At 46.1% G+C, this 26220-nt stretch carries 16 protein-coding genes; 9 read left to right on the plus strand and 7 right to left on the minus strand.

Translation table 11 applies throughout. From position 1 onward, the window contains the following. Positions 1 to 97 precede the first annotated feature (97 nt). The 3 genes from NIAKO_RS19420 (at position 98) to nagB (ending at position 5986) form a co-directional block, all read left to right on the plus strand. Positions 98 to 1996, plus strand: coding sequence for a CocE/NonD family hydrolase (locus NIAKO_RS19420; protein ID WP_014220154.1), 1899 nt, complete (start codon positions 98 to 100; stop codon positions 1994 to 1996). Positions 1997 to 2287: 291 nt separating this feature from the next. Next, positions 2288 to 3865 carry a beta-N-acetylhexosaminidase gene (locus NIAKO_RS19425; protein ID WP_014220155.1) on the plus strand — a complete coding sequence of 526 codons (1578 nt, stop codon included), beginning with the start codon at positions 2288 to 2290 and terminating at the stop codon, positions 3863 to 3865. Between the two features lie 213 nt (positions 3866 to 4078). After that, positions 4079 to 5986, plus strand: a complete 1908-nt coding sequence (gene nagB, locus NIAKO_RS19430) for a glucosamine-6-phosphate deaminase (protein ID WP_014220156.1) — start codon at positions 4079 to 4081, stop codon at positions 5984 to 5986. A gap of 91 nt (positions 5987 to 6077) precedes the next feature. Here the strand turns inward: nagB and NIAKO_RS19435 are convergent, their stop codons facing one another. Next, positions 6078 to 6383 carry a hypothetical protein gene (locus tag NIAKO_RS19435; RefSeq protein WP_014220157.1) on the minus strand — a complete coding sequence of 102 codons (306 nt, stop codon included), beginning with the start codon at positions 6381 to 6383 and terminating at the stop codon, positions 6078 to 6080. A 174-nt stretch (positions 6384 to 6557) separates the two neighbouring features. Between NIAKO_RS19435 and NIAKO_RS19440 the strand changes: the two genes are divergently transcribed. Next, complete coding sequence (locus NIAKO_RS19440) at positions 6558 to 7007, plus strand: response regulator (RefSeq protein ID WP_014220158.1); 450 nt, start codon at positions 6558 to 6560, stop codon at positions 7005 to 7007. 54 nt (positions 7008 to 7061) lie between these two features. Here NIAKO_RS19440 and NIAKO_RS19445 read toward each other — a convergent pair whose 3' ends face one another. The 4 genes from NIAKO_RS19445 to NIAKO_RS19460 form a co-directional block, all read right to left on the minus strand. Continuing rightward, positions 7062 to 8363 (minus strand): ATP-binding protein, encoded by a 1302-nt coding sequence (locus NIAKO_RS19445; RefSeq protein ID WP_014220159.1) that lies wholly within the window; start codon positions 8361 to 8363, stop codon positions 7062 to 7064. A 136-nt stretch (positions 8364 to 8499) separates the two neighbouring features. Next, a complete protein-coding gene (locus NIAKO_RS19450; RefSeq protein WP_014220160.1) occupies positions 8500 to 14940 on the minus strand; it encodes a HAMP domain-containing protein in 6441 nt (2146 codons plus the stop codon). Positions 14941 to 14951: 11 nt separating this feature from the next. Further along, a complete protein-coding gene (locus NIAKO_RS38625) occupies positions 14952 to 15107 on the minus strand; it encodes a hypothetical protein (RefSeq protein WP_014220161.1) in 156 nt (51 codons plus the stop codon). 212 nt (positions 15108 to 15319) lie between these two features. Then, on the minus strand, positions 15320 to 15922 hold the full coding sequence (locus NIAKO_RS19460) for a GNAT family N-acetyltransferase (protein ID WP_041347016.1): 603 nt from the start codon (positions 15920 to 15922) through the stop codon (positions 15320 to 15322). 473 nt (positions 15923 to 16395) lie between these two features. On the opposite strand from NIAKO_RS19460, the gene NIAKO_RS36985 reads away from it, so the two are divergent. After that, on the plus strand, positions 16396 to 17376 hold the full coding sequence (locus NIAKO_RS36985) for a helix-turn-helix transcriptional regulator (RefSeq protein WP_014220163.1): 981 nt from the start codon (positions 16396 to 16398) through the stop codon (positions 17374 to 17376). 556 nt (positions 17377 to 17932) lie between these two features. Here the strand turns inward: NIAKO_RS36985 and NIAKO_RS19470 are convergent. Continuing rightward, on the minus strand, positions 17933 to 19243 hold the full coding sequence (locus tag NIAKO_RS19470; RefSeq protein WP_014220164.1) for a FecR family protein: 1311 nt from the start codon (positions 19241 to 19243) through the stop codon (positions 17933 to 17935). A gap of 223 nt (positions 19244 to 19466) precedes the next feature. After that, positions 19467 to 20060 carry an RNA polymerase sigma-70 factor gene (locus tag NIAKO_RS19475; protein WP_014220165.1) on the minus strand — a complete coding sequence of 198 codons (594 nt, stop codon included), beginning with the start codon at positions 20058 to 20060 and terminating at the stop codon, positions 19467 to 19469. A 351-nt stretch (positions 20061 to 20411) separates the two neighbouring features. On the opposite strand from NIAKO_RS19475, the gene NIAKO_RS19480 reads away from it, so the two are divergent. The 4 genes from NIAKO_RS19480 (at position 20412) to NIAKO_RS19495 (ending at position 25725) form a co-directional block, all read left to right on the plus strand. Further along, complete coding sequence (locus NIAKO_RS19480) at positions 20412 to 20975, plus strand: RNA polymerase sigma-70 factor (RefSeq protein ID WP_014220167.1); 564 nt, start codon at positions 20412 to 20414, stop codon at positions 20973 to 20975. A gap of 51 nt (positions 20976 to 21026) precedes the next feature. Further along, positions 21027 to 22025, plus strand: coding sequence for a FecR family protein (locus NIAKO_RS19485; RefSeq protein WP_014220168.1), 999 nt, complete (start codon positions 21027 to 21029; stop codon positions 22023 to 22025). A gap of 100 nt (positions 22026 to 22125) precedes the next feature. Further along, positions 22126 to 24675 carry a TonB-dependent receptor gene (locus NIAKO_RS19490; RefSeq protein WP_165761261.1) on the plus strand — a complete coding sequence of 850 codons (2550 nt, stop codon included), beginning with the start codon at positions 22126 to 22128 and terminating at the stop codon, positions 24673 to 24675. A gap of 3 nt (positions 24676 to 24678) precedes the next feature. Further along, on the plus strand, positions 24679 to 25725 hold the full coding sequence (locus NIAKO_RS19495) for a DUF4249 domain-containing protein (RefSeq protein WP_041347020.1): 1047 nt from the start codon (positions 24679 to 24681) through the stop codon (positions 25723 to 25725). Positions 25726 to 26220 lie beyond the last annotated feature (495 nt).

The following is a 26220-nucleotide window of genomic DNA, read 5'->3' on the forward strand; positions in this document are numbered from 1 at the left end:
AATTTAAAATGTGACTCAATGCGACTATACGCCGCTTTATACTGAGTTTCGATAGTGCTAATTCAGTATTTTTAGAAATCTAAATTAAGAGCTAATCATGAGAAAATTATTTCTTTTCATTACTGCCTTATTCTTTTTACTTTCTGCGAACGCGCAAAACGAACAGGATTCTGCCTGGTTGCGCGATAACTATACCAAGAAAGAAGTGATGATCCCCATGCGGGATGGCGTTAAATTATTTACCTGCCTTTACATTCCAAAAGATGCTACAGAAAAGCATCCGTTTATAATGGGCCGTACACCGTACTCCTGTAGTCCTTACGGCGAAGATAAATTCAATCGCAGCCTCTGGATCAGCCACAGACGCTATTACGCAAGAGAGAATTACATCTTCGTTTTCCAGGATGTGCGCGGCCGCTGGGCAAGCGAGGGTACATTCGTTGATGTGCGTCCTTTTAACCCCAATAAAAAAACACCGCAGGATATCGATGAAGCCAGCGATACCTATGATACCATCGACTGGCTGATAAAAAATGTTGAAAACAACAATGGCAATGTAGGTGTGACCGGTATTTCCTATCCTGGTTTTTATTCCACCATGGCTGCATTGAGCGGCCATCCGGCATTGAAGGCGGTAAGCCCGCAGGCGCCGGTTACCGATTGGTTTCAGGGAGATGACTTCCATCACAATGGTGTATTTTTCGTGATGGATGGCTGGGCATTTTACAGCAGTGGTTTTGGTTATCCACGCCCCACCCCTACCAAAGTAGCGCCCCGGCAAAACATCAATATCCCGGATAACGACAACTATGAATCATACCTGCGTATCGGCGCTTTAAAGAATTTTATGACGCTCACCGGCGATAGCCTTACTTTCTGGAAAGACCTGTATGCGCATCCCAATTACGATGATTGGTGGAAGGCCCGCAACGTGCGGAATTTTGCCAACAATGTACCTAATGGTACCGCTACCATGATCGTTGGTGGTTTGTTTGATGCGGAGGATTGTTTTGGCGCGTGGAGAACCTATGAAGCTATTGAGAAAAAAGCCAAAAACACCAACCGGTTGGTGATGGGCCCCTGGTTTCATGGCCAATGGGCATCACTCGATGGCACGCATTTAGGCAATGTTCGTTTTGGGGCTAATACCAGTACCTGGTACCAGAACAATGTAGAGATCCCCTTCTTTAATTATTACCTGAAAGGCAAAGGCGATATTTCAAAACTGGCAGAGGCAACCATCTTCTTCAGTGGCGCCAATGAATGGAAACAATTCGAGACTTGGCCTCCTGCCAATAAAAAAGATGAACGTATTTACCTGCAGGCCGATGGCAAACTGGGTTGGGAAAAACCAGCTGCTAAAAACAGTTTCTCCGAATATGTGAGCGACCCTGCCCATCCGGTACCTTATACAGAAGACATTCATTTCACCCGCACCCGCGATTACATGACCGATGACCAGCGTTTTGCCAGCCGTCGTACAGATGTACTGAGCTTTCAAACAGACGTTCTGAGTAACGACCTTACCCTGGCTGGCACAGTAGTGGCTGATCTGCTCACCAGCATTTCAACTACCGATGCCGACTTTGTAGTAAAAGTAATTGATGTCTTCCCTGATGATTTTAAATATCCCGGCACAGAAATGACTCAAAGCCGCGATGCCGGCCGTATGGTTCCCATGGGTGGTTACCAGATGCTGGTGCGTGGCGAGATCATGCGTGGCCGTTTTCGCAAAAGCTTTTCTGCGCCCGAAGCATTTAAACCCAATAAAGTGGAAGAAGTAAAATTTGAATTACCTGATGTAGCTCATACTTTTAAAAAAGGTCATCGCCTGATGATCCAGATCCAAAGCAGCTGGTTTCCGCTGGCTGACCGCAACCCGCAAAAATTTGTAAATATTTACGAATGCAATGACAGTGATTTTCAGAAGGCTTCTATAAAGATCTATCATGATGGAACAAACAGTAGTAATATAGTATTGCCTGTGTTGAAATAAATTTAGAGTTGACAGGTTGACGGGTTAACAGGTTCACTTGTTAACCCGTCAACTTTTACTTTTCACCCCATTATCTTTTCCCAATTCAGCCGCCTCACTTCAACAACAATTTGCATAACTACCAATTCCCACGTATATTGCAGCCTCTCAGGTTCAATAGAAACGCAGTGCATAAACTCAACACTTAAAACCAGGCTGCCCCTACAGCTGGGTGTGTATTTCATTTTCATTACAAAATATCCGGTTTTGACACTCTTAAGTGACAAATCGATTTAACATTTTTTACTCATTATGAAAAAAGTTTGGTTCATTGCCACTATGGTCCTGTCCATGCACCTGCATGCCCAGGTAAATATTATTCCCCAACCCGTTGAATTGAAAATGCCTGAAACCGCAGGCTCGTTTACCATTACGGCTAAAACGCCTATTATCCTGGAAGGTTCAGGTCTTGAGAATTCAGCTCAGTTTTTAAATGATTATCTGAAACAGGTGTATGGCTTCACCTTACCCATTACCAAAAAAGCAGGCAAAGTACCAGGCATTGTTTTGAATTACGACAAGATAGAATACCCTATTGCCGGCGCTTATAATATGGAAGTAAACGCCAAAGGCGTATATATTGGCGGCGATAATGAAAACGGTACGTTTTATGGCGTACAAACCCTGCTGCAGTTATTGCCAACTGAAAAAACTACTTCCTTCGCAGTACCATATCTCAGCATAAAAGATTATCCCCGCTTTCAATACCGTGGTTTGCACCTGGATGTAAGCCGTCACTTCTTCCCCATTCCTTTTGTAAAACGTTATATTGATTATATCGCCCTGCATAAAATGAATTACTTCCACTGGCATTTAACTGATGACCAGGGCTGGCGCATTGAAATAAAAAAATATCCCAACTTAACTAAAGCCGGCGCCTGGCGCAATGGCACTATCATAGGACATCACCCCGGCACCGGTAACGACAGCATTCATTATGGCGGTTTCTATACCCAAAAAGAAGTAAAGGAGATAGTAGCTTATGCTGCCAAACGCTATATCACCGTGCTGCCTGAAATTGAAATGCCCGGTCACGCATCTGCAGCATTAACTGCTTATCCGTATTTAGGTTGCACCGGCGGCCCCTACCAGGTTCAACAAACCTGGGGCGTGTTCAACGATGTATTCTGCGCCGGTAACGACAGTGTGTTCACGTTTTTACAGAATGTGCTGGATGAAGTGCTTCCTTTATTCCCCGCCAAATATGTACACATTGGCGGCGATGAATGCCCCAAGGAAAGCTGGAAGAAATGCCCCAAATGCCAGAAGAGAATTGCCGACAATCATTTGAAAGACGAGCATGAACTGCAAAGCTATTTTGTACAACGCATGGAAAAATACATCAACAGCAAAGGTAAAACCATGATAGGCTGGGATGAGATCCTGGAAGGCGGTCTGGCCCCCAATGCCGTTGTAATGAGCTGGCGTGGTGAACAGGGCGGCATCGATGCTGCCAAACAAAACCACGATGTTATTATGACGCCCGGTGGTTATTGCTACCTCGATCATGCCCAGGCAAAAAATGAAGATTCATTAACTATTGGCGGCTATTTGCCTGTTAAACAAACCTACAGTTACGAACCAATTCCAAAAGATTTCACCGATGAACAGGCCAAACACATACTGGGTGCGCAGGGTAACTTATGGACAGAATACGTACCTAATACCAAAAAGGTAGAATACATGATCTTCCCCCGCGTAAGCGCCCTGAGTGAAGTACTGTGGAGCCCTGCCGCCAAACGCAACTGGAGTGATTTTGAAACCCGTTTGCAAACGCAATTCAAACGGTACACTTTATGGGGAACCAATTATAACAAAACGCTTGAATAAGGCTTAACGCGGAAGGCATAACGCAGAACGCACAAGGCAGAAAGCATAAGATTGAAGGGAAAGTCGAACATACGTGAATTAGCATTAAGCCTTAAGTGTTCAGCATTCAGCATATCAAACGTTTGCTTTGTTTTTCTACCCGAAATAAACCGCATTTCCCAATGAATACTGGAAATAGCTTTAATTTAGCGCAACTATAAAAACCGATTATTTATGAGCATGGTTGATTCGTTTGAGAAGATACCTGTACGTATTTACCCCGACTTAAAAGAAGGTTCAAAATTCGCAGCCAGAGAAATTGCTGATCTCATTCGCAGCAAACAGGCTGCCGGCCAGTCCTGTGTACTAGGTTTGGCAACCGGTTCAACCCCCCGGTCAACCTACGCCGAACTGGTGCGCATGCACAAAGAAGATGGCCTGAGCTTTAAGAACGTGATCACTTTTAACCTGGATGAATATTATCCAATAGACAACGATGCCCTGCAAAGCTATAACCGCTTTATGCATGTGCACCTGTTCGATCATATTGATATTGACCCAAAAAACATTCATATTCCCAGCGGTGAAATTCCCAAAGAAGAAGTGAAGAAGTATTGCCTGGAATATGAACGCATGATAGAAGATGCCGGCGGTATAGACATGCAGATACTGGGTATTGGCAACAATGGACACATTGGTTTTAACGAACCCGGTTCCAGCATCCTTTCCCGCACCCGCCTCATCACGCTTGACAACTCAACCCGGATTGCCAATTCGCATGAATTTGCCAATATCTCCGAAATGCCGCGACTGGCCATCACCATGGGCATCAGCACCATTATGAAATCCAGGCGCATTTTACTGATGGCCTGGGGCCCGGCAAAAACAGCCGTTGTACAAAAAGCGGTTGAGGATAATGTTACGGAACAGATCCCTGCTTCTTTATTACAACAGCACAACGATAGTTTGTTCATCCTGGATGAAATTGCCGCTGCTGACCTCACCCGCTTCAGATCGCCCTGGCTCACCGGTGATATCGACTGGACGCCCAAGATGGTGCGCAAGGCGGTGGTGAACATGTCGCTGAAAGTAAACAAACCTTTGTTGAGTTTAACCAATAATGATTACCGTGATAATGGTTTGGGCGATCTGCTGGTTGAAAAAGGCGATGCCTACGAGATCAACCTGCAGGTATATTACATGCTGCGTGACAGCATCACCGGCTGGCCCGGCGGTAAACCCGACTTACATTTACCAAACCATCCGGAACGCACCAGGCCCTATCCCAAGCGTTGCGTTATCTTCAGCCCCCACCCCGATGATGACATCATCTCCATGGGCGGTACCTTCCAGCGCCTGCACGATCAGGGGCACGATGTACACGTTGCCTACCAAACCTCCGGCAACATTGCCGTTACCGATGAGTTTGTAACCCGGTTTATGGATTTTGCCGTGGGTTTTGAAGATATGTTCGGAGTTGACAGCAAAAAATCGAAAGAGATCCTGGAACAGGCCCGTCAATACCTCCGGTTCAAGAAATCGAACCAGATAGACACCCCGGAAATCAGGTCGGTAAAAGGCTTAATACGCCGTTGTGAGGCCAAGGCCACCTGCCGGTATGTTGGCATTAAAGACGCCAATATCCACTTCCAGAACCTGCCTTTTTACGAAACAGGCACCATTGAAAAGAAGCCAATGGGCGAAGAGGATGTGAAACTGACCATGGAGCTGCTGCGCCAGATAAAACCTCACCAGATTTATTGCGCCGGCGACCTGGCCGACCCGCATGGCACCCATAAGGTTTGTCTGGACATCGTATTTGAATCCCTGCGCCGCATAAAAGAAGCGGGTGACGAATGGATCAAAGATTGCTGGGTTTGGTTGTACAAAGGCGCCTGGCAGGAATGGGACCTGAGTGAAATTGAAATGGCCATTCCCATGAGCCCCGACCAGGTACTTAAAAAACGCTTTGGCATCTTTATACACCAGTCGCAAAAAGACAGTGTACCCTTCCAGGGTAGCGACAGCCGCGAATTCTGGCAACGCGCTGAAGACAGAAACGCCAATACCGCCAATTTGTACGCCCAGCTGGGGCTTACCAAGTATGCTGCGATGGAGGCTTTTGTGCGCTGGCACTTTTAAACAAGAGTTTTCTTCATAAAAAGGGTCCTGAGACGGTATCGTCAGGACCCTTTTCTTTTAATTATACCTTCCACAACTCTTTTTGAAGGCATTAATTCATCAACTCAATTATTGTTTGCTTTTCGGGCAGCTCTGTAAAGACATACACCGGGATCTCATCGATGCCGATATTGAAACGCATGTCTTTCAAATGAGACACATACCCTTTTACCGGATTATTAACATATACGATAATGAGGTCCGGCAACCTGTTATCAAGTACCCCTAATAATTGTTGAAAATTCTCTACACAATCCGTTTCTACAGGAACCGGTAGATGCTGCAACAACTGCTTCATAGAGAGTACGTTTTCGCTGTGGTCGTAAAACAATATAATATACCTGGTTTTCTCCTGCATACTTTACTGTTTTTATAAACATCAATCTAAAATTTGTATTCCATCATTGGGATTTAGATTGTATTTTCGGTATTCGTATTTTGTCGTAAATTATAACTTTTGATCAAAATAGCGTGTTTGAAATTGTATTGTGATCCCGCCTGAAACGGGATGGTAGGTAAAAAAAGAATATATATGAACGTGTATAATCAGTATCCAACAAATGTACTTATTGCGGAGGATGACGACGAAGACTACCTGATATTTTCGCTGGCAATCGAAGAACTTTCGTTTAAGGTGGTTTTGTCAAGGGCAGAAAACGGCGATATCCTGTTTAAATTGTTGGATGAAAATAATCCAGATATAGTTTTCCTGGACCTTCTTATGCCGTGTAAAGACGGGCGGCAGTGCCTGCGGGAAATCAGGGCCAACAGGAAATACGATTCCATTCCTATTATCGTATATTCTTCCCTGGCAGATTTGCAGAATATTGAATTTTGTTACCGCGAAGGATCGAACATGTATGCCATCAAACCGCATACGCTGACAGAATTAAAGACCATTCTCGAAAAGATCTTCAGCATCGACTGGAAAAAAGTATTGTACTTTCCTCCCCGTTCCATGTTTGTGTTGAACCCACAATAATATAGTTTGTGGTTTATGGTTTCAAACAACAAACCATAAACCACAAACCCTTCGTTATTTCTTCCCGAATAATAACAATGCTTCAGACCCGGTATCTGTACTGGATTCGCCGGGTGTTTCAACAGTAGCCTGGTGAACAGGCAATGAAATGATAAAGGTAGAGCCTTCATTCACCCTGCTTTGCACCGAAATATACCCGTTGTGTTTTTCAACGATCTTTTTGCAGAGGGTAAGGCCAATACCCGTTCCCTCAAATTCGCTGTGCACATGCAGCCGCCTGAACATATCGAAAATCTGTTCGGCATACTGCTGATCGAAACCAATGCCATTATCCTGTACATAAATGCGGCAATACTTTACAGGTTCTTTATTGGAGGTAGTGGCAGTAATAATTTCTGAATGGATCTTTATTACCGGCGCTTCTTCTTTTTTGCTATACTTCAATGCGTTGCTCAGCAGGTTCTCGAACAGGGGCCTTATAAGTCCCGGGTTTATGTCGATGGTGGGCAACGACACAATTTCAAAAGTGGCTTTTTTGTCCTGGATGCTGGCATCCAGTTCATCCATGGCCTCCTGTAAAATAAGATTGAGGTTATAATTTACAAAAGTATCTTTCTCATTATTGATGCGGGAGAAGGCCAGGATATCGCTGATGAGCGTTTGCATACGTACCGCTGCGCTCTGAATGCGGTTGATATAATTGATAGCCGGCCCGTCGAGCACAGGCTGGTACTTCACAAACAGCAGATCACTGAATGTGCGGATCTTGCGCAGGGGCTCCTGCAGATCGTGCGAGGCCATGAACGCAAAACGGTCAAGGTCGCGGTTGGCCGATTCCAGCAGCGCAATGTTCTCGAGCAACTGCCGGTTCAGCTCTTTTACCCGTTCTTCCGATGCCTTTCGTTCCGTGATCTCCATTTCCAGGTTGCGGTTAATAATGGTAAGCCGCTTTTCCTGCTCGATGAGGCGATGATTTTTCCGGTAAAGATCTACGAGCACGCCTACTTTTGCGCGCAGCAATTCGGAGTTAATGGGTTTATAGATGTAGTCTACCGCGCCCATGCGATAGCCCTTGTAAACATTTTCCTCCCCATAATTATTAGCTGTAATAAAAATGATGGGAATGTGTTTCAGTTTTTCGCGTTCATAGATAAGGGCAGCGGTTTCAAACCCGTTCAGGTTGGGCATTTTTACATCCATCAAAATAAGCGCAAAATCAATTTCATTCAACAGGATCTTCAACGCCTGGCTGCCCGACCCTGCCTTTACAAAAGCATAGCCATCGGGAGCCAGGATGGCTTCCATCGACATCAAATTGTCTTCACGGTCATCTACTAACAAAATTTTTGGACGCATTGTTACGGTTTCTTTTATGCTGAACGCTGAGCGCTTAAGGCTGAACGCCTGTTTCCCGAATTCAGTCTTTCCGCAATAATCAAACACCCCGACTTGCGGACAGAGCCTTTAGCGTTTGGCGTTAAGCCTTTAGCGTTTATTTATAAAACCAAACTCTCATCAAAGACAACAGCTGATCTATTTTTAGTGGTTTTGTTATGTAGTCCGAAGCGCCGGCCTCGATACATTTCTGCCTGTCGCCTTTCATCGCTTTTGCCGTTACGGCAATAATAGGCAAGGTACTGTTCTTATGTTCACGCCTGATCTTTTGCGTGGTTTCATATCCATCCATTTCAGGCATCATGATATCCATCAGTACCATATCAATTTTCGGGTTGTCTTCCCTGATAATATTAATGGCTTCCTTCCCGCTTTCGGCTGTAATCACATTAATATTATAACGTTCAAATACCGTAGTTAGTGCGAACAAATTACGCACGTCGTCATCTACAACCAGAATATTTTTACCAGTGAGAATATCTTCTTTCTTCCTGATATTCTCTATCACTTTTCGTTTTTCAACCTGCAGGTCTTTATGGTTAATATGCAGCGCCAGTACCGATTCTTCCAACAGGTGTTCCAGCGAATTAACCCCCTTTAACAATATTTTGCCGCTTACATTGTTCAGCAGCTGCAATTCTTTTTTATTGAACTCTTTCGCCGAATACATAATTATCGGTGTAAGCCGGGGCTTTCTTTCCGCCACCTGGTTCACCAGTTCATGTCCCGGCAGATCTGGCAAAGAATAATCGAGAATGATGCAATCGAAATCCTTGCTGTTGATATCGTGCATGGCCTTTTCGCCGGTTTCGGCCAGCGTTACCTGCATATTGTCGGTGCTTAACAGTTTTACAATCTGCGAGGCATCCAGTTCATTGTCTTCCACCACCAGGATCTGTTTCACCTTTTTCTTGCTAAAGGCCACTATATCGTCGAACAGGTCGTTGAGCGATTCATTGTCCAATGGTTTCAGGCGGAAGCTGCGGGCGCCGCGTTTCAGGGCCAATGTCCGGTTCTCTTCACCCGAGATCAAATGAATAGGAATATGCCGGTAGCTAAGGTCGTTGCGTAACAGCTCCATCACCTTCCAGCCGCTTGTATCGGGCAACTTCACATCCAGTGTAATGGCAATGGGCATAAAGCGGTTGATGAAGTCGAACACCTCGATATAGTTGGTGGCCACGATGGCTTTCAACCCATACTGGTGCGCTTTTTCGATAACGATCTTGCCAAAGCGGATATCGTCTTCAACAATCAGGATGGCTCTTTCGTTGGGCGCTACATTGTTGCGGTCGTCGCCGGTATCGTTGATCATTTCATTCACGATGTGCATACCACTGGGATCTATACCCTCTCCGGTAACCCTGATGGAATTCAACAACGTATCAATTTCACCACTGTCGTTACCCAGTTGGTACTGGTATTCTGTAAGGCTGCTTGGTGCTTCACGGGTTACCACACCAGAGACATTATCTATTGGCAGGAACAGGGTAAAGGTACTTCCCTTCCCTGGCGTACTATCCAGTTCAATGGTACCGCCTAACAGTTCGGTCAACCCGCGGCTGATAGACAGCCCCAGGCCGGTACCGCCATATTTACGGCTGGTGCTTCCTTCTGCCTGCTGAAAGGCTTCAAAGATGATGCTTTGTTTTTCCAGCGGGATACCAATACCGGTATCATGAATGGCAAAGCCCACCACCCGTTGTGCGTTATCAAGAATGGAGTTACCCGGTTTCCAGTTCTTCTTGGCGTCGTAGATCTTCAGTTTCACCTCCCCTTTCTCCGTAAACTTGAAGGAGTTCGACAACAGGTTCTTCAGGATCTGGTTCAACCGTTGAATGTCGGTCTCCATGTTTTCCGGCAGGTTGGTATCTGTTTCTATTGTAAAGCGCAAATGACGGGCTTCGGCAATTGGCTTGAAGGTAGTTTCCACAAACGAAGTGATCTCGAAGAAACGCACCGGTGCAAAATTGGCAGTAATGAACCCTGATTCGATTTTCGACAGGTCAAGGATGTCGTTGATCAGTTGAATGAGGTCATCGCCACAGGAGTGGATGGTCTTTGCATACCGGATCTGTTTTTCTGTGAGGTTACCTTCCGCATTCTCATATAGTTGTTGCGCAAGGATCAGCAAACTGTTCAATGGCGTGCGCAACTCGTGCGACATGTTCGCCAAAAACTCCGATTTATACTTCGAGGTCAGTGTTAACTGTTCGGCTTTTTCTTCCAGTGAGCGGCGCGCTTCTTCCACCTCCTTGTTCTTGGCTTCCACTTCGTTCTTTTGTTTTACCAGCAACAGGGCTTTATCCTGCAGTTCATCGTTGGTTCTGCGCAACTCTTCCTGTTGTACTTTCAACTCACTGGCCAGTGATTGCGACTGTGTCAGCAGTTCTTCCGTACGGGAGTTGGCCTCGATGGTGTTCAACACGATACCGATACTTTCCGTTAACTGGCTTAAGAAGTCGAGGTGGGTCTGGTTAAAGGTATCAAGCGATGCCAGCTCAATTACCGCTTTCACATCGTTCTCGAACAACACCGGCAAAATGATCACATTAGCCGGTTTGGCTCTGCCTAATGCAGAGCTGATGCGAATGTAATTGCTTGGTACATTGCTCAGGATGATGCGTTCTTTTTCAAACGCCACCTGGCCTACCAGGCCTTCGCCAATGCCAAATTCAGTTTGAATATTTTTATCTGATTTGTAGCCGTAGGCCGCAAACAGTTTCAGTTTTACTTCATTGTTGGTATCCTCATCCTGGCGTAAGATGTAGAAGGCGCCATAGTGGGCGCTTACTACCCGTGCCAGCTCCGACAGGATCTTTTGGGTTACCGTTACCAGGTCGCGTTGTCCCTGCAACATCTGGCCAAACTTGGCCAGGTTCGATTTCAGCCAGTCCTGCTCCTGGTTACGCAGGGTAGTTTCGCGCAGGTTGGTGATCATCTGGTTGATGGTATCTTTCAACGCTTCCACCTCTCCTTTCGCTTCCACGCGAATAGTCCGGGTAAGATCTCCTTTTGTTACCGCCGATGCTACTTCGGAGATGGAACGCACCTGTGTGGTCAGGTTCTGCGCCAGCTGGTTTACGTTTTCGGTCAGGTTTTTCCAGATGCCGCTCGCACCAGGCACACTCGCCTGTCCGCCCAACCGGCCTTCCACCCCTACCTCACGGGCAACCGTAGTTACCTGGTCTGCAAAGGTGGCCAGGGTATCGATCATTTCATTGATGGTATCAATCAGCTGTGCTACTTCACCGCGCGATACAATGGTCAGTTTTTGTTTCAGGTTGCCGGTTGCCACCGCGGTTACCACTTTGGCAATCCCGCGCACCTGGTTGGTTAAGTTAGAGGCCATCATGTTCACGGAGTCGGTAAGGTCCTTCCAGGTACCGGCTACCCCGCGCACTTCGGCTTGTCCGCCCAGTTTACCTTCGGTACCCACCTCACGCGCCACACGCGTTACCTCAGAGGCAAAACCCTGTAACTGGTCCACCATCGTATTGATCGTGTTCTTCAGGTCAAGGATCTCCCCTTTAACGTCGATGGCCACTGTTTTCGACAGGTCACCACTCGCCACCGCCTTGGTTACCTCAGCAATGTTACGCACCTGTTCGGTGAGGTTACCCGTCATCTGATTCACGGAGTCGGTCAAATCCTTCCACGTACCAGCCACACCAGGCACAAACGCCTGTCCGCCCAGTTTACCATCGGTACCTACCTCACGCGCCACACGCGTTACTTCCGAGGCGAAGGCGCGCAGCTGGTCCACCATTGTGTTCAGCGTTTCTTTCAGCTGCAGGATCTCACCGCGTACGTCAACCGTAATTTTTTTCGACATGTCGCCATTCGCCACCGCAACGGCCACCTCGGCAATGTTACGCACCTGGTCGGTAAGGTTACCGGCCATCTGGTTCACCGAGTCGGTAAGGTCCTTCCAGGTACCGGCCACACCAGGCACGTTTGCCTGGCCGCCCAGTTTACCTTCGGTACCCACCTCACGCGCCACACGCGTTACTTCTGAGGCAAAACCACGAAGCTGATCCACCATCGTATTGATCGTGTTCTTCAACTCCAGGATCTCCCCTTTTACGTTTACGTCAATCTTACGTGACAGGTCACCATTCGCCACCGCCGTGGTTACCTCGGCAATGTTACGTACCTGCGAGGTAAGGTTACTCGCCATTTTATTTACAGAGTCGGTCAAATCTTTCCAGGTACCGGCCACACCAGGCACGTCGGCCTGTCCGCCCAGTTTACCTTCACTACCTACTTCACGCGCCACACGCGTTACTTCCGAGGCGAAACCGTTCAGCTGGTCCACCATGGTGTTGATCGTATTCTTCAACTCCAGGATCTCTCCTTTTACGTCCACCGTGATCTTACGGCTAAGGTCTCCTTTCGCCACCGCCGTGGTTACCTCGGCAATGTTACGTACCTGGCCGGTAAGGTTACTGGCCATCTGGTTCACCGAGTCGGTAAGGTCTTTCCACGTACCGGCCACACCGCGCACTTCCGCCTGCCCGCCCAGTTTACCTTCACTACCTACCTCACGCGCCACCCGGGTTACTTCAGAGGCAAAACCACGAAGCTGGTCCACCATTGTATTGATCGTGTTCTTCAATTCCAGGATCTCCCCTTTTACGTCCACATCGATCTTACGGCTCAAGTCACCATTCGCCACCGCCGTGGTTACCTCGGCAATGTTACGCACCTGGCCGGTAAGGTTACTGGCCATTTTATTTACAGAGTCTGTTAAGTCTTTCCACGTACCACCCACACCCGGCACATCTGCCTGGCCACCGAGTTTACCTTCAGAACCTACTTCACGCGCCACACGTGTTACTTCCGAACCAAAGGAGTTCAGCTGGTCCACCATGGTATTGATGGTATTCTTCAACTCCAGGATCTCCCCGCGTACGTCCACCGTAATCTTACGGCTAAGGTCACCTTTCGCCACGGCCGTGGTTACCTCGGCAATGTTACGCACCTGACCAGTAAGGTTACTGGCCATCATGTTCACGGAGTCGGTCAAATCCTTCCACGTACCGGCTACCCCTTTTACCTGTGCCTGGCCGCCCAGTTTACCTTCGGTACCTACCTCCAGCGCCACACGCGTTACCTCAGAGGAGAAGGAGTTCAGCTGGTCCACCATCGTATTGATCGTGTTCTTCAGCTCCAGGATCTCACCACGCACGTCTACCGTGATCTTACGGCTAAGGTCACCCTTCGCCACCGCCGTGGTTACCTCGGCAATGTTACGTACCTGACCGGTAAGGTTACTGGCCATCCCGTTCACGGAATCGGTAAGGTCTTTCCAAACCCCACCTACCCCTTTTACTTTTGCCTGGCCACCCAGTTTACCTTCACTGCCTACCTCACGCGCCACACGCGTTACCTCGGCAGAGAAAGAGTTCAACTGGTCAACCATCGTATTGATCGTATTTTTTAACTCCAGGATCTCTCCTTTTACATCCACCGTGATCTTACGGCTAAGGTCACCTTTCGCCACCGCCGTGGTTACCTCGGCAATGTTACGTACCTGGCCGGTAAGGTTACTGGCCATCCCGTTCACGGAGTCGGTCAAATCCTTCCACGTACCGGCTACTCCTTTTACCTGCGCCTGGCCGCCCAGTTTACCCTCGGTACCTACCTCCAGCGCCACACGCGTTACTTCAGAGGAGAAGGAGTTCAGCTGGTCCACCATGGTATTGATCGTGTTCTTCAACTCCAGGATCTCTCCTTTTACGTCTACCGTAATTTTTTTCGACAGGTCACCTTTTGCCACAGCGGTTGTTACCTCGGCAATGTTACGCACCTGGCCGGTAAGGTTGCTCGCCATCTGGTTTACGGAGTCGGTCAGGTCTTTCCAAACCCCACCTACGCCTTTTACCTTCGCCTGGCCGCCCAGTTTACCTTCACTACCTACCTCGCGCGCCACACGGGTTACCTCCATGGAGAACAGGTTCAACTGTTTCACCATGTCGTTCACCTCCTTGGCAATGGTGGCAAATTCTCCCTGCAGTACGTGCCCGCCAATTTCAAGCGGCATTTCCTTGCTCAGGTTACCTTTTGCCACCGAGCTGATAACATCCGCAATTTCAATGGTGGGGTGCACCAGGTCAGAGATGAGGATGTTCAGCGACTCAACACCGGTACGCCAGGCCCCGCGGGCGTTTGGCAACTCAATGCGCTGGTTGAGCTTACCCTGTTTACCAATGGTATTACCACCGCGGGTAAACTCCATCATCATTTTTTCGTTGAGGGAAATAATTTCATTCAGCGTATCGCAGATCTTACCGCTCAGGCCCACCTGGTCAATGGGCATCCGTACACTGAAATTCCCGTTCTTCACCTGGGTAAGTACGTGCAGCAGCTCCCGGTGGTCCAGCACTTCGCTCATCTCACTCCGGGTTATATTATTATCGTTTTCAATTATTTTGCTTGATTTCTTTTTGGGTGTAACGTGTTTGCCGTTTGTGGGCACAGCCTCAGCTACATGCTGCCTGGTAGAGCGAGTAGTATTGGGTTTTGAGCGCGCCATAATCAGGTATTTTAGTATTTACTTTTAAAATTGTTTGATGCATCAACATACGAATTGCATGGCAACTGATTGGCTAACGTTTGTTGGGGTTTGTTAGCGGCTTCGGGCAATACAATATTGCCGTTCTTAATGTCAAACAGTGTTCCGTTTTTTTGATAGTAATTCATACAGTTTTGGGTCAGTTTTTTTTCATATACAGTTAAACAAAAAGGCAATACGTTCTCCCCATTTAGGCCACGCCACCCCAAATTGGGTAATGGCTTACCCAAACATTTTTATTCGATGTATTGTAGTTCTGAAAAGTCCCTCTACTTTAAATGAAAGGCCATGGGCCATTGAGCATAACGAATTTAAATAATATGTTTAAAGCCCGCAAAAATCAGGAGCGGGTATATTGGTAAACATTTGCCGGCTGACCGGCATCAGAGTGTGGTTGGTTCACAAATTTATAATGCAGCGCACCCGTTTTTGCGGCCAGCCTGTTACGTTCTTTATCATTCACCGGTATTACCCAAAATACCCGGTTCACTTCGGCATGGGAGAAGAAATATTCAAGACAGCACTCGAGGATCTGCAAGGTTACATCGGGCAACGATGCTATCACCGGCATTACCGGAATATATATTCTATAATCGCCTTCGCCGGCATCGATGGCGTCTTTCAATTCATCCTGCAACACCTGGTACACTTCAAACTGGCCAATGGGCGTATCGTGATTCAGCAATACCATAAAGGCCTGGGCATAGGTGCTTTCGCCAAGCAGAATAAAAAATACCCGCAACTGGTCAACCGGAAGGCCTGCCTTGCCGGAGTAACCAGCCGACAGCCATTCGTGAACGGCGTATATGTCGTTATCGGCGTATACAGATACGGGGCGCAAACCGATGTGGTAACCCGGCAGCAGTTCTTTTTGCATAACAATAGACTGTTCTTTCCTTACATGGAGGGAACGGCAGAGTAATTCGGGGGATGAGGTTGTCATATTAAGATAAGATAGGGTGACTTTTTTCAAAAAAAACCGGGGTATCGGATAAAGGTGATGTTTTTGCACTATAAAAATCACCTGTAAGTGGGGAGATCAACGATTGTTGGTAAAGTAAACTAATTTTCCATGGCGAAACCAAATTCAATGGTTGTTTTTTATTAGTCTCCGTTTAAAAGCTACCGTTAGGTTAAACTTCTTTTTATCATTTTTTAAATTCCGTTTTCGTAAATGATTGAAAAAAAAATCCCTTACCTTCAGCCGGTGCAGCTGCATTCTCTATCATGCATATAAAGCATACCTACAAACTCCCGCATAAGGGCCTGATGAATACACTGCATAGCGGACCATTGCTAACGTTTGACGATAGGTGTTTCACCTGATTGGTTACCATTTACTGTACACTGCTCTCAATTACATAACCCATATTGTTTGGGGTTGTATGCTATTGTCAATCTAAATATTTGGTAGGTATGCAAATAAAACTAATCGCAGATAATTATAAAGAACTGGCCTTTACAGATCAACTTCCTGGTGTACTGGCCAATTACCTGATCCCGGGCGCCTCGGCCGTTACAGCATCGGGCGACTTTGGCCATGTGCTGTTTCAGCAACTGCAGCATGATGGTATTTTTATAAGGCTTCAACACTTTATTATGAACCGGGCCTGCACATTCACCATGCAGGAGTTTGAACCTTTATTGAAGCTACGCTTCCATCTTATTAATCATATCCAATATCATATTGAGGGGTTGGGCAACCTGGTATTTTATGAGCAGGCATATAACCTGTTGTACTTCCCTTTTCAAAACCACCGGGTCAATTTTCAAAATGCGGGTGTTTACTTCTCTATCGACATTCATTATCCCGTATATGTTTTGTCTCAAATGTTACCACCTTTAGTTCTGATGAATGATTTTCAGAAAAAAGTTATTCACCAGCAACCTGCCATGTTAACGCCGGTAAACCAGGTAGCCAGCCGCTCGCTGTTAACACAGGTATACCAGTTAATGCAGGCAGGAAAACGTTCTGCCACGTCGCTGCAGGCCCGGTCACAGGCGCTGCTGATCGCCTGTATTGAAAACATTTCTGAACAACCCGTCTGGGAACCCGTAACCCTTTCCATGAATGAAGCGCAGGCGATATATCAGGCAAAAATGAGGATGCAGCAGGATCTTAAACAGGCATGGACCCTTAAAGAGCTTACCCAGCTTACAGGCCTGAACGATTATAAACTAAAGACCGGGTTTCAACAACTGTATCAAAGCAGCCCGGCCGATTATTTACGTGATGCCAGAATGGAAAAAGCCTGGTATTTGTTATCGGGCAAAAAATATTCGGTATCGCAGGTAGCCGAAGAAGTAGGTTATACCAATTTAAGCGCTTTTTCAAAGGCATTTAAAAAGTATTTTAACATTACGGCAAGGGAGCGTAGTAAAGAACAAATTGAATAAGTTGCAGTTTTGGCGCATCAAAGTTGCAGTTACAGGTTACAGGGTCTAATTTCAGTTTAACCTGTGCATACCTGTAACCTGAAACCTGTAACTGCATTAATGAAATCAATAGCTCTAATTAACTACATATGCTTATATAAAAAATATTCCGTTTTCGCTTTTTTGGCAAAATGTTTTCATTGATGAATGTAGGAAACGTATAACCGAAATTGTATCTTTATTTACCAATCCGTTCACTATCCATCTTTCCAAACAGGTTTACCAAGTCATCGTCTACATTTCATAAGATAAGGTTTATCATGGTGTTGTATGATTAGTGTTCTACTCCTGCGCTGGCAGTGGTCGCATATTGAGATTTACCGGAAAACGATTAAGCCAATGCATGCTATTTGTGAGGGTTTGCATGGCAACTCGCTCCTTTTCTAACATCATTATCCGGTTAATACAATGTGCGCATTACCGGCGCAGGCGTTTTTTTGGGGGAAGCAGTGGATCGCCTACGCCAGGGCTTGCGCCTCCTGGCCGGTTGGCAGATTCAGCGGCACGCGGGCGTCGATCAAGGCAGGACACTGATGACGTTATTTCGCATGGTGAAATGCACACCATTATTTTCCAGCATTTTTATTACCGCAGAGAGATTTTCTGAACGGGGAATGGAACCGGAGAATTTATAATCAGGCACTTTGCCGGGGAAATTTACTTCTATATTATACCAGCGGGAAAGTGTACGCATTATTTCCCTGATACCTGAATTGTTTAAGGAGGTGTACCCATTCTTCCAGGCCAATGCATCATCTAGGTCTTCTACCTTCACTACTTTTATCAGGTCGCTTGTTATGGAACCTTTTATGGGTTGCGGTATTTGCGCCTGCTGGCCCGCTGCCAGCAGTTTAAATGGATGAACGCCTGGTGTTGAGGCCGGAACTGATACTTTCACTTTTCCATTTACCAGTGTTGTTGTAATGACTTTTTCTTCGTTATAGGCCATAATATTAAACCGGGTGCCCATTACTTCTACTTCAGCGCCAAGATGGTCTCCCCCGGCCGCCTCACCAGCGGGAAGCAATACATCAACAATGAAAGATTCATTCTTTCCTTCTGCACCAGAAAGCTTTGCCACATCAAAATACACTTCACCGGTAATGGTTACCCGTCTTTCTTTCCCTGAAAAATGAGTAGGGTATTTTATAGAGGAAGCGGCATTTAACCATGCCTTACTGCCATCGGGCAATACAACGCTGTATTGTCCGCCTCGGGGTGTACTTAATGTATTTGTATTTACAATAGTTGTGGGCGCTGTAGTGCCTGGTGCAGGTTCGTACTTCAGTTCTCCATCTTTTAACTTTACTACATTTCCATTTTCGTCATTTGCTACCTGGCCATTGGCAGCATTCTCAAGATTTATAACTGAACCATTGGCGAGGGTAAGCATAGCCCTGTTACCTCCGGGTGGAATATCAAATTCGTTTGCCTTTTGTTGTTTATTTTCAACAACGGGAGTGAGTGATTTCTTTGGCGTAAGATAAGGCCAGCTTATAGCGCCGGCAATAATTAATACCAATGCGGCAGCGGCATACACATACCAGCGGCGATATAATGGTACCGGTTGTTTTACCGGGTTAATTTGTGCACTGATCTGCTGCCACCTGGCTTCCATATCAACCTGCTTCATAGCCAACAGGTCGTTCAGCAATTGTTCGCTGTCATTTACCTGTTCACTTACCAGTGCATGCGAAGGGTGACTGGCCTTCCAGTTCTCCAGGTACTGCAAATCAGTTTCGGTTATTTCATGCCGTAACTGTTTCAGCAGCAACGCTGCCAAATAGTCAACTTCCTCCATGCCTGGTGTATTCAATTCGGTGTCCATAATGCAATAGCCTGATATACATATTAAAACACTATTTCCAAGTTGTCCCTTTATACAACGTGGAAAAAAATACGGTTACTGGCCTCCCCCCGGCCCCCTCCCGTGGAGGGGGAGTTGGCGAACCTCGCGATTATATTCCTTATTCCGGCTTGCTAAACTTGCTGCCGCGATGAGGCTTTTGGCGTTCGGCGTTAAGCCTTAAGCGTTCAGCGCTTTTGCCGGTTTAAGATTCTTGATTAATTAACAGAAAGCATAACAGTGCGGAAAGCATTCCTTTTTTTAACAGGTTGGTGCGGATCAGTTGAATGGCTTTGGCCCGTTGCACCCAAACGGTATTGATCGAAATTCCCAATTGTTCTGCGATGTCATCAGCTGGCTTACGTTCATAATAGATCAGCTTAAAAATTTCCCTACAGCGGTTTGGCAGTTGCTCAATTTCAAATTCCACTTCGCGCAGCACTTCTGCATGCACCATATAACTCAGTGCATGTTCGTCGGTTTTTTCCTGTAGTCTGTTCAGTTCTCTTTTTGAGGAGTGTTGGCGTTGGGTATAACGCAGGTAATTTAAACAGGCATTACGGGTAGTGATGTACAAAAATGCTTTTATGTTTGGCAGCGTATCGAAGGAATCGTGCCGGTTCAGCAATTTCACGAAGCTGTCGGCAGCAATGTCCTCTCCTTCTCCATCATTGTCAACCAATCGTTTTGCAAAGAAACAAAGGCTTGGAAAAAACATATCATACACGACCCTGAATGCATGTGTATTACCTCTCTTAAACTCCAGTAAAAGAGACTTGTCCCGAAAATTATGTTTCATTCCTCAATACTTACCCCCGCCCTGCGCAACCTGCCGGGGGCTGAAATTTATAAGCTGTTATTAAAATCCCCTTGCTTTAATGGTACTAACAGAACGAATATCGAATATTAAAGCATACAGCCAAAATAAGTTTGAAAAAAACGGCACTACCATGGGTAACCTGTACATATATGTTATTTAACCTCCATAAATGGCTGGCTGTCTATAATTCTGTAACACCAATCTAATATTTCTCCTTTATTGCACATTGGCAGGTAACTTGTATATTGTGACATCATCCTAGATCAGACAGACCAGTACCAGTACCATTATTCTTTTTATTACATTTAAGTAAATGATTCCCGTACGCCCATGCAGGAACCTGAACAACTATACCGGATATTCCAGGAGATTTTCTATAAGTACTACGAACCGCTTTGCAAGTATGCTTTTACTATTGTAAAAGAGCCGCACAGTTGTGAGGATATTGTTCAGGAAACCTTCTTGCGGATTTGGGAAAAAAAGCAAAACCTCATAGGTTCCGAAGAACTCACCTGGTATTTGTACACGGCCATTCGTAACAACTGCCTCAGCTTTCTGGAGAAAAAGCAGAAAACCGTGTTGGGCGATTTCAACAGCCAGGAGATCGTGGACACCACACCCAACGACCTTCCCGGTCACCCCGCTAAAGAAGCCGATTATGACGCCCTTTTAAAAAAGGCGCTCGAAAACCTGCCGCCCAAGTGCCGGGAAGTTTTTGTTTTAAGCCGGGTAAGCAATCTCACCTATAAACAGATCAGCGATTCGTTGGGAATTTCCATAAAAACGGTTGAAAATCAAATGGGTAAGGCATTAAAGATCTTGCGTTCCTACATCAGGCAAAAACAGGGATTATCCATAATTCTTTGCATAATTTTTTTGTTTTTGACGTCCTAGTGTAGGGGTAAGCAATAATTTAATGTTTTTACAACAGTACCACAAACCGAAATGAACCAAAAAGAACATATAATAAGCCTTATTGCCAGGCAACTGCAAGGGTTGGCGACACCTCAGGAAGCCGATGAAATTCAGCAATGGCTGCAATCAGATGCAGCCTGCCAGCAGGAATACGAAGACATGACCCTTATTTGGCAAAAAAGCGGCCTCTTACTGGCTGAACCTCAATTTAATACCGAAATTGCCTGGGTAAAATTGGATGATCAGATCGCCCTTCTTACAGCCCGGGAGAGAAAGCCCTTACATACAGTTATTTCAATTTTCTTTTCACCCACGGCCAAAGCCGCCGCTGCCGTTTTACTGGTGGCCGGGATGGCTGCCGCTGGTTTTTGGTGGCACCGCCATATACAATGGCAATCATTTACCGCTGTTGCCAAAAACGAAACCATTACCCTGCCCGATCAATCGGTAGTAGTGGTTCGCAAAGGAAGTACCATAAAATACCTTAAACAATTTGATGCTGCAGAACGCCGGGTAGAACTTACCGGAGAAGCATTCTTTTCTGTACAACATAATGAACGCCAGCCTTTTTTAGTAACAACCGGCAATTCAGAAGTAAAGGTACTGGGTACCTCCTTCCTGGTACACAATACCCAAACCGCCGATGAAGTAGTGGTGGTGACCGGCAAAGTGAATGTGACCGACATAAAAGAAAATAATAACAAGGTTATTATTACTAAAGGCCAACGGGCCGTTTTAAAACAAGACCATTTTTACCAGGATGAAGTAGCCGATTCCAACTTTATTGCCTGGGAAACTGGTCAATTGAACTTTACCAACACCGCACTCCCCCAGGTGCTGCAGGATATCTCGCACTTTTATGGCATTTCTGTAGAAGTAGATCCCGGTTTGCAGACCACAGCCCCTTCTATTCCGGTAACCTTGCATATAAACAACCAGCCGCTGGGGCAGGTACTGGATGAACTCAAGCTTATCACTGGTTTACAAGTAAAAAAAGAAAACGGTAAAACGCTGTTTTATCGAAATTAAGTTAGTTCTTTGTAGATACTGGACTAAATAAAACCAGGGGATAACAGGCTATAGCTTGAGTTATAGCATGAATAAACTGTATTGCATATTTCTGGTCCTTTTGATAAGCATACAATTAACCCAGGCTCAACGGGTTAGTTTATTTTCGCGCCCCTATACCCCAACGTTCTACAAGGGATCTATCCGCAGTTTTCTGGATGATATCAACCAGCACAGCCCCACCATCATTGAATATTCGGCCAATTTTTTAGATACCGGCAAGGTAATTACCCTCACCGGTTCACCCGAAACTATTGGCGCCGTGCTGCACCAGGTGCTGGAAGGCCAAAAGATCAACCTTGTAGAAAAGAACAACAAGGTTATTATTACTCCCGCCACAGCTCCTCTGCCTGAGGACTTTTTTATTTCCTGGTATTCAGTTTACGGTATTATAAAAGAAGATGTGAGCGGAGAGCCCCTGGTAGATGCCACCATTTGGCAACCGGCCCAGCAACGCGGCAGCTATAGCAACAACCACGGTTATTTTACCATCAAGCTTCCGGAAGGAAAGAATGAATTGTACCTCTCCTATGCCGGTTACGAAACCCGGCGCATTGAGGTAAACCTGAAAGGAAATACCCGCATGGATGTGTTTATGACGCCCAAAACCGACATCCAGGAAGTAACTGTAACTACCACGCCACCTGCTGCTGAAGTAGAAGAAAACAAGGCCTCCAAAAATGCGGCAGGGTATGATATTATCCTGGGCGAATCCGATGTGTTGCGCTCCTTCTATTTAGACCCCGGCGTAAAAAATATTCCCGAGATCACCTATGGCATGCTGGTTCGCGGTGGCAGCCCCGATCAAAACGTTTTCCTGCTGGATGGCAATCCCATCTTCAACCCCACGCATTTATTGGGTACGCTGTCGATAGTAAATAAAACATCGCTGAAGTCGATGTACCTGTATAAAAAGAATTTCCCGGCCCGGTATGGCGGCGGGTTATCATCCGTTATTGACGTAATGACGAAGGATGGCAATATGCAGAAATGGCAGGGGGAAGCCAATGCAGGGTTACTGGCAGGTTCCTTTACGGTGGAAGGCCCGATAAAAAAAGACCGGTCTTCTATCATGGTCTCCTTCCGCCAAAGCTGGATCAACCCCATTCTGCGCGCGCTTAAATCGGGCATCGATGTTGACTTTTATGATCTGCACGTGAAGTTCACGCAATGGGTAGGCAAGAAAGACAAGATCATGATCAATGCCTATGCGGGGCACGATGCCCTGCAGTTGCACCAGAATTACTCCAATAACCAGCAACGCTGGGGCAATAAAGCCGCTACGCTGAACTGGAACCGGCTGCTAAGTGCACGCGCCTTCATCAACTCTTCTTTTAACATCAGCAATTACGATAACCTGGCCGGGTTCCGCTATAATTTATACGACAGCTCGGGCCGCTTGGTGCAGAACCGCGTTTATAATACCTATTCCAGCATTAAACAATATACGGGGCGTACCGCACTGGAAATATCGCCCAACAACGATATAAAAATAAATGTAGGCGCCAAGTATTCATATACCCGCATCCGTCCGTTCGATACCAATGTATCGCCCGATTTTGCCGACAGGCCGGGTGACTTCAACGCCTTCCCGCCCCTCACGTTCAGCGAGCTGGCGTTTTTTTATGAAAATGAATTCAGGTTAAGTAAAAAGGTCTTCCTGCGTCCGGGCGTTCGCCTTTCTTTTTACGACAACCATGATTATAAAAACACCAGCTGGCAACCACGCCTGTATGCAGTTTACAGATTTGACCAGCATAACCAGCTCGATGCTTCCTATAACCATATGACCCAATACCTGCATATGGTAACCAATCCATACATGGGTATCAACAGCGATGCCTGGGTTCCCAGTACCGCAGAATTGAATCCTGAACAAAGCGATATGTTCAACCTGGGGTATAGCCATCGCAACAATAAAAAGGTTTCCTTTTATGCCGATGTTTATTATAAACAAATGACCGATGTGACGAATTACGCAGAAGGGCAGAACCTGTTTTTAAATACGGCCGACTGGGGTCAAAGCGTAAAACTGGGTAAAGGCTGGGCATATGGACTGGAAACAAAAGCTGAGCACATTACTGATAAATGGTATTTACACCTGAGTTATACCTTGTCGTGGAACTGGCGCAAGTTTGCCGACCTGAACAATGGTGTGAAATTCCCCTTTAAATACGATCGCCGGCACGAGATCAACGCGGCGGCTACATTCAAATTCAACAAACACTGGAGCACCTCCGCCTTCTGGATGTTTGCAACTGGCGACGTTTATACCTTGCCCAACCAGGTGTATCCCGACTTTGATGATGCGCAGCAGATCAGCGATCCGCTGGCGCCCAGGGAATACCGGCTGATCTACCATTCCTCCAACGCCAAAATGTACCGTACGCTGCCTTATCACCGGCTAGATATGTCGGTAAGCAACTACCATTCATTAGGAGGAGGGCCTTTACAATCACGATTAACAGTAGGAGTATATAATATATACGGATCGCCCAGCCAGTACGTGTACGACCTGGAAGGGACCCTCGGAAAACGGTCATTGGTAGTTACAACCAAGTACCAGTTCTTTAAGATAACGCCATATATTTCGTATACGGTGACTTTTTAAACAATGACAAAAAAGCGCACACCATATTATTCTTTAAGCTGGCTTTTTTTGCTGATGCTTTTTGTCAGCGCCTGTAAAAAGAATTTTTCGAGCGATCAGTTTGAAGATGGCAAGCTGGTTGTGCTGGCAGAGATTTCCGCGTTGGATACGGTAAAGATTCCCATCGGCAAAACCATTAAGGTTGAAAACGGCAGCCTGATCCGGTTCGAGAAGGTAAACGACGCCACGGTTACCATTACAGAAAATAACACAACCAGTTGGGTATTACAACCCAATTACTCGGCACAATACATCAACAACCCCACATCGGTATTTACCAATAAAAAACGGTTTAAAGCCGGCGCCAGCTACCGGATAGACATCAACCACCCTACCCTGGGTTTGGTGAGCGCAACCACTTACATTCCGCTTTTACCACGCTTAAACCGGGTAGATACCTTCGGCACCCAGTTTAACGGCAAAGAAGTGTTAGGAGCAAAAATCACCTGGAGAGATTCGCTTGACCTCGATGAATACTACATCATTGAAGCGGTGAAAGAACTGGTAAAAAACAATCACTTTTTTATTTACCGGGGCAAACGGTACAGCTACGACGAAAAATCTGGCAAGGATTTTTATGAAACGGTAAAAAGCACGCCAGGGCTTAAGGTAATGACCGACACCGTTAGTTTGAACAAATATACCCGGTTGGATCTGTTTACCGAAGACGACCAGTCGGAAAATGCGAAAATCGACAAACTCTCCAATCCATTCAGGCGCATTTTCTTTCTCGACCACTTCTTTAACGGAGAAACGTATAACACCACCATATACATAGACAAACAATTTTTTGTTGATCCCAAACAAAAAGGCCGCGTTAGGCTGCAATTAAAATCTGTAAGCAAAGACCTGTACGATTACCTGAAGTTGTACGAGAAGTATAAAACAGATTTTGGTTCAGTGCCTACCACCCAACTGGTATCCCCCACCGGTAATGTCGACAACGGGCTGGGTGTTTTTGGCGGTTCGGCTAAACGGGAAAGATTGTACTACTTTGATGTTTTGCTATAAATTATTACTGCTGTTTTTTAAGAAGCTGTTCAGAGTTCAGCGTTTTATGTTGCCGCGAAGGGGCCTTTGCCTTCTGTATTCTGCCTTCTGCTTTTCCCATTGCCTACTGCCTCCTATGTAAAGAGTTTCGCTGCATCCAACAGCAGAAAGGGGCTTAACATTGAAGGCTGATATGTTTGTGTTTGTTCATAAATCATATTTTGACTTCAAAATGTCTTAATTTATCACAGCCGGTCAATCTCCTATAAGCAGTCGGCCCAGCCGCCGCTGCAAGTTTTTATTAATCCTTAAAAGTAAATAGTATAAAGCTGCAGACTTTCAAGTGGCAGTATGTTCCAACTGCAGGCAGTAGGAAGCAGTCTTTATACTTTTGTGTTTTTTACCTTTCTGTGATACTTTACATACTTGAAAAGAACTTTTTAATTTTGGTTTGTCAGCCTAAGAGGAAGCAGGCTCTGCCGGAGGACAACCTGCCAGCAATAAGGCTGATACTTA

The organism is Niastella koreensis GR20-10 (genome assembly GCF_000246855.1).
Taxonomy (GTDB): domain Bacteria; phylum Bacteroidota; class Bacteroidia; order Chitinophagales; family Chitinophagaceae; genus Niastella; species Niastella koreensis.